Raw genomic sequence first — 6,151 nt, 5'->3', positions numbered from 1 at the left:
ATTATGGGTTTGGCAATATTAGATCATATTTGTTAACAAAGTGCGATCCCGCCCTGTTAGTGCGGTTGGTTTGCGCATTGAGCTCATACAATCGAAACTCGAGATTGCCATTGCTTGCCCTTGCTAAATTAATCATCAACTTAATTTCATTTTTGATGTTTGAGAAAGATTTGTCGGTCAGTTTCGGCTTTAGGTACTTGATCAGTATTTCATTGCGCTTAGTGATAGGCACAAACCTATTCGACATGGACACTTTGCACAATAAATGCAGAAGTGTGTTCGTGGTGAGGGTGCTGATGTTACGGTAGTAAGCGGGATCGTGATTGTTCTGCATTAGAGTACGTTTTTGTAAGGTTCCCCTGTTCATATGGGGAAATAAGGGATAGAAACCGCTATCAGGATGCATTCATCTCGGTTTACTTTTGGCTGTTAACGGCTGACAACCGCTAACAGCCCTGTGGGCTTAATTTGACGCTGGCCAACGGTTATGGAAGCTGTCAAAACCGGCTTACTTAAAGTCTAAACATACTGACGCTGTCTTTTAATTGTTCAGCCATACTGTTCAAGGATTCTGAAGTGTGGACGTTTTGCTGTACAGATTGTAGCGTTTCTTGAGCTAATTCATTCACATTCATGACATTTTCATTGATGTCGTTCGCTACATGGGATTGCTCTTCAGCGGCCGTTGCAATTTGATCATTCATATCTTGCATAACAGAAATTTGATCTTTAATTTGAACCAGTGCTTCTGTGGCTTCATCCGATTTTTGCAGAGTCATCTGTGCACTTTCGGCATTTTCTGTCATCAAAATAACGGTTTGATTGGCTTGCTCTTGTAGATCACCAATAAGAGATTGAATTTCGTTTGTACTCTGCTGAGTCTTGGTCGCCAACGTTCTCACTTCATCCGCAACCACCGCAAATCCTCTGCCGTGCTCACCCGCTCGCGCCGCCTCGATAGCTGCGTTTAATGCTAATAAGTTTGTTTGGTCGGCAATACCGCGAATAACATCTAAAATGCCACCGACATTTTCAGTTTCCGTATGCACACTACGAATGGCGCCTTGCACTTGTTGTATATTGGAGACTAACATTTTGATTTCTTGGTTCATGTTAGAAACTAGGTTTAGGCCACTTTCAGAACTTAAATTCGCCTCTGTAGAAGACGTCGAGGCGTCATTGGCATTTTGTGCCACTTGGTTTACCGTCGTTGCCATTTCATTCATTGCCGTCGCGACGAGCTCAAGTTGCTGCATTTGAGATTTTGTCGACGCATCGACAGTGAGAGACGACTGCTCGAGATAAGCTGATGTTTCAATAAGTGTTTGTGAAGAATGATTGATGTCAGAAATCATGACTTTCAGTTTGTCAGCCATTTCCAATGTGGCGCGATATACCCCCACATTCTTCGGTTGAACTTTAGGGATGTCGGTTAGATCCCCATTCGCGATTTTATTGACAAGAAACGCAATGTCTTTGGGCTCCCCGCCGATAGGCTTATACATGAGTTTTTCAATCAGAAGTGAGACAGCAACACTTCCGATAATGATAAAGATTAATCCTGAAATGGCATTGGACCATACGGCTTGTTCAGAGGTTTCATTGATATTATCCCAGTATTCGAATGACCACACTGTCCAATCTAACGTTTGTGATTTTTCAGAAATAGCAAAAATGTCGCCATTTTCAGGAACGAAGTAAGAGTGTTGGCTCTTATCCATTTGAGCATATTGCTTATAGGAAGGTCTAATTTCAAACAGGTTCTCACCGACAAGATCTTTATCAAAAGCCGCCATTAAGAAACCATCCTCTCTGGAGACGAATACGTTCGTCCCTTCGGCCAGATAGGTAATGTATTCCGTTAAGTCGTGCATTAGTAGGCTCAAACCGACAATCGCAACGACCTCGCCTTGATTTTTCACTGGAACAACAAGAGAAATTGACATTTCACCGGTGGATGCTTTGAAAGGTGTAGTGACCACATTTCCAGTACCCGTCATTCCTTTTACATACCATTCACGTTGGAGTTTCTTTGCGTTAAATGTGGGATGACGCCCTTTGTTATCGGAGTCAATCAGCGAACCATCAGCCAGGCCAATAAAGTAGTTGGAGACACCAAGTTGTTGCTGTTGTGTAATAAGCGTGTTTATGGTCGATGAATCTATTTCAACCACACCACCTTCGACAGTCAATGATGAGCCTGTTGCGGAAAGGCTGTTAAAATAGCTCTCCATTTTGGCTTCAATACCGGCCGTGATTAGGTGAGTATTATTGGACAGTTGATGCTGATAAGACGTGATCGACGAGGTATTAATTTGATTGTAACTCAGTAAAGAAGCAATGACGATTATCGTTATTATGAGAGAGACGATGGATGCGATAAGTTTGTTTTTTGCGGACATGGGTTCCTTTCCTGCAGAAATAAAGAGTATTCATTACTTTATCGACTCCTATCTGAAGAATGTAAACAAAAGTTTTTTCGAATTCGATAAGTTATTTTTATCATAAAAATGCCGAATGGGTGACAGTCGCTTGCCAAAGCGTTTGCGAGGGAAAAATGAGAGTCTGAGACTGCACTCTTCCCTCAACTTATAATGACAATATACCCGTGATCATTAAATGTGATTGATTCTCAGTGAGTTCGAGATCATACGGTGCAATGAAAAAGGTACTAGCATCGAGTTAACTCTGCTGGCCTAATAACTTAGCTATGCCAACAATGGTATGAGAAACTTTTACTATTTTATAGCTAGGAAAATACTCTCCATAATATGGTTTCGCCATACTTTTTCTAATTATTCAACATCAAAATAGAGCTATTATCCTAAGCAGTTTTTGTCCAAAAGTGTGTTTCACACATGCTCACTATGCTTGTGATCACCGAGCGATTCTGTCGTACCTTAATTATTAAGTTCTACTCATAGCAAATTGTAGCTGTTCCGAGTGTTGTGTAACTTTCTTACATTTAACTTTAGTGTTTTCGTTGAAACTTATAGAAAAGACATCTTATGGTTTTAAATTTGGACGTGTTATGGTTTTGGTTGCTATGTAACTTATTGAAATTTAATTGGTTGCTTGGACGCCTTATGGTTTCAGCGACACTACTGTCGCTACAACCATATCCTGTCCCAAAAAAAACATAACCTGTCCTTTAAAAAGTCATAAAGTGTCCTATGCTTTATTTAGTTGTTTTTTTACAACGAAAATAGGGACGCGTATGTATATTCGTAATCTTCGTAAACCATCACCGAATAAAAATATCTTTAAGTTTGCTAGTGCAAAGAACAAAGATACGATTATGTGTGAGGGAAGCCTAGAAAAAGATTGTTGCTACCATTTCGAGTATGATGCCGATGTTGTGAGTTTTGAATCGCAACCTAAAGGGTTTCTCTATGACTTTGATGGCAAGCAACTACCTTATACCCCTGATTTTTTTGTTATTTATACAGACGGTTGTTATAGCTTTGTTGAAACTAAACCCTATTCAAAGACATTAAGTAAAGAATTTAAACTTAAGTTCCGAGCACGTAAGCAAGCCGCAAAAAAGCTTGGGTTTGATTTGATATTGGTTACAGACAAGCAGATTCGAACGGGTTATTTCTTAAAAAATAGTGAAATGGTGCATCGTTACAGTGGGTGTATTGAAGGAGACTCGCTAACAGACGCTGTTCTAGAAGAGCTGCTGATTTCAAAAGCTATCAAAATTTATGAACTGGCCCAAAGGATCAGTTCTTCTATAGGAGAGGTTTTTGCTTCAGTTCTTCGCTTAATTTCTGTTGGAAAAGCTAGAACAGATTTTGACTTAGAGATGCTAAATGAAAATAGCATTATTTCGGTTAACTAAATGAGTCGGCATTTTAAGGATGAGTTCGACCCTATACACTCTGAAGAGGCAGAACAGGAATTTTTGTCACTGCCTGAGACGAAACGCACTCAACTCCAGTATGACTCGTTAGATAATACAAAGACTTATGAACGAGATTTGGCTTCATTCCCTCCGGAACAAAAAGAAAAAGCGCTACAACGGTATAAATTGCTTTGTTTGGTTCATAAAGATCTCAAAGGTGGGTGGACTCCAAAAAACCTCAATCCGCTCATTGACCAACATATCGATAAAACTTCACTTCCTAAGCCAAGTTATAAGACGCTAATAAGGTGGCATCAAGCATTCAGTGGCAGCCATGGAAGCTTTACAAGTTTGGTTGATAAGAATTATTTGAAGGGGAATCGGGAACCGAGGGTTACGGGAGATGAAGTATATTACGAAAGAGCTTTAGAGCGGTTTCTCGATGCTGTTAGACCTTCAATAAATGCAGCGTATCAAGTCTATTGTGACGAAATAATAATAGCGAACGAAACGATAATTTTTGGAAAAATACCCACGGTCTCATACGAATCATTTAAGAACAGAATCAAGAAAGAACAGCCATATAGCGTAGCACTAGCTCGACATGGAAAGTATTATGCCGACAAGCTTTATCATTATTATCAATCAGTACAAATGCCTACTCGAATCTTAGAGCGAGTCGAGATTGATCACACCCCTTTAGACTTAATATTACTTCATGATGAGTTACTGATCCCCTTAGGTAGAGCCTATCTAACACTCTTAGTAGATGTCTTTAGTGGTTGTATCATTGGTTTTCATTTAGGCTTCAAAGCTCCAAGTTATGTCTCTGCTTCAAAAGCTATTCTCCACTCTATCAAGAAAAAAGACTACATTTCATCGTTACCTATAGAATTTCAAAATGAATGGCCATGCAGTGGAAAGATAGAAAATCTGGTTGTAGATAATGGTGCAGAGTTTTGGTCCAAAAGCTTGGAGGATGCTTGTACTGAATCAGGTATAAATATTGTCTTTAACAAGGTAAGAAAGCCATGGTTAAAACCTTTCGTGGAGAGAAAGTTTGGTGAAATAATCCAAGGTATGGTCGGTTGGGTTCCGGGTAAAACATTTTCTAATGTGCTTGAAAAAGAAGACTATAAACCAGAAAAAGACGCAGTTATGCGCTTTAGTGTATTTGTTGAAGAGCTGCATCGCTGGATTGTCGATGTTCATAATGCTAAACCAGATACGAGAAACACTCGTATACCTAACTTGTATTGGCAGAAAAGTTTTGAAGTACTGCCTCCAATGCAGCTTTTAGCGGAAAAAGAAAAAGCTTTTAGTGTCATTATGGGGCTTCTTCATATCGGAGCGCTAACGAGCAAAGGCATTAAGTACAAACACTTAGAATATGACTCTGTAGCGCTAGAGCAATATAGAAAACAATACCCACAGACCAAACAGTCTCGGAGGAAGAAAATAAAAATTGACCCCGATGATCTATCTACTATCTATGTTTATCTCGAAGAATTGTCAGGTTATATAGAAGTACCAAGTAAAAATTCTGATGGGTATACAGATAACCTGAGTCTGTGCGAGCATCAAAGGTTAGTGAAAACACACCGAGATTATATTAAGGGAGAGATCAACGCGTTATCGTTGGCTAAAGCGAGAATGGCTTTACATGCTCGCATCAAAAGTGAGCAAGCGAACCTAAGAGATATGTCCCTACCTGAAAGAACACGAAAAGCGAGTGGAACTAAAAAAACTGCGGAGTTAACTGGGGTTAATAGTGATAGTTCTAGTAATAAATCAAATATTCCTACTTTAGTTACTCACGAAGAGGAATCAAACGCAAACAAAGTGGAGCCGATCGATGATTTTCGTGCTAGATGGAATCGACGCAAAAAAGAGAGGAGCAGTTAATGTCCCAAACGATGTCCAACTCTCATATTGATTTAGTTTTGTCGGATTATCATGATTCCTTCACTATCTCCCCCGAAGTAGAGAAAGTATTTGCAGGTCTTGATTGGATAATTAAACGCAGGAAGTTTGGAACGTTCGTACCCTCTATGTTATTAACTGGTGGTACAGGCGCAGGGAAATCGGCTCTGATTAAGTATTATGTTGCTAACAATCTTTCAGCAAAGGAAGCGCTAATAACTAGAGTTAAACCCACTCTACATGAGACCTTGCTTTGGATAGCGAAAGAACTCAGTGTTTATAAAAACCGTAAAGCTAAAGCGTCGGATATTGGTTTGGAGACGTATGATCCGCACCAGCAGTTTTGGACACTGAGTTAAGTGAGTACAATCACTAATGAGG

The 6,151-nt window shown here is 39.7% G+C and carries 5 protein-coding genes; 3 read left to right on the top strand and 2 right to left on the bottom strand.

Annotated elements, in window-relative coordinates; all coding sequences use genetic code 11:
• Position 1 precedes the first annotated feature (1 nt).
• Both ED652_RS23435 and ED652_RS23430 read right to left on the bottom strand, forming a co-directional pair.
• On the bottom strand, positions 2-334 hold the full coding sequence (locus ED652_RS23435; RefSeq protein ID WP_122056330.1) for a DUF2913 family protein: 333 nt from the start codon (positions 332-334) through the stop codon (positions 2-4).
• Between the two features lie 178 nt (positions 335-512).
• Positions 513-2,402 carry a methyl-accepting chemotaxis protein gene (locus ED652_RS23430; protein WP_122056329.1) on the bottom strand — a complete coding sequence of 630 codons (1,890 nt, stop codon included), beginning with the start codon at positions 2,400-2,402 and terminating at the stop codon, positions 513-515.
• Between the two features lie 815 nt (positions 2,403-3,217).
• Between ED652_RS23430 and ED652_RS23425 the strand changes: the two genes are divergently transcribed.
• Genes ED652_RS23425 through ED652_RS23415 form a run of 3 tightly spaced genes read left to right on the top strand, consistent with a single transcriptional unit; the run spans position 3,218 to position 6,129 of the window.
• A complete protein-coding gene (locus ED652_RS23425; protein WP_017031028.1) occupies positions 3,218-3,844 on the top strand; it encodes a TnsA endonuclease N-terminal domain-containing protein in 627 nt (208 codons plus the stop codon).
• On the top strand, positions 3,845-5,752 hold the full coding sequence (locus ED652_RS23420; RefSeq protein ID WP_122056328.1) for a DDE-type integrase/transposase/recombinase: 1,908 nt from the start codon (positions 3,845-3,847) through the stop codon (positions 5,750-5,752).
• A complete protein-coding gene (locus ED652_RS23415) occupies positions 5,752-6,129 on the top strand; it encodes a hypothetical protein (protein ID WP_254051738.1) in 378 nt (125 codons plus the stop codon). The genes ED652_RS23420 and ED652_RS23415 overlap by 1 nt, the downstream gene beginning before the upstream one ends.
• Positions 6,130-6,151: the final 22 nt, after the last annotated feature.

The sequence above is a fragment of the Vibrio sp. Evd11 genome, assembly GCF_900382755.1.
GTDB lineage: Bacteria > Pseudomonadota > Gammaproteobacteria > Enterobacterales > Vibrionaceae > Vibrio > Vibrio lentus.
This window is presented reverse-complemented; position numbering and strand designations above follow the sequence as displayed.

What these genes read in the sequence shown, in the direction of transcription:
- ED652_RS23415 (WP_254051738.1), top strand. Translation starts at nt 5,752, where the DNA reads ATGTCCCAAACGATGTCCAACTCTCATATTGATTTAGTTTTGTCGGAT.
- ED652_RS23425 (WP_017031028.1), top strand. Translation starts at nt 3,218, where the DNA reads ATGTATATTCGTAATCTTCGTAAACCATCACCGAATAAAAATATCTTT.
- ED652_RS23435 (WP_122056330.1), bottom strand. Translation starts at nt 334, where the DNA reads ATGCAGAACAATCACGATCCCGCTTACTACCGTAACATCAGCACCCTC.
- ED652_RS23420 (WP_122056328.1), top strand. Translation starts at nt 3,845, where the DNA reads ATGAGTCGGCATTTTAAGGATGAGTTCGACCCTATACACTCTGAAGAG.
- ED652_RS23430 (WP_122056329.1), bottom strand. Translation starts at nt 2,402, where the DNA reads ATGTCCGCAAAAAACAAACTTATCGCATCCATCGTCTCTCTCATAATA.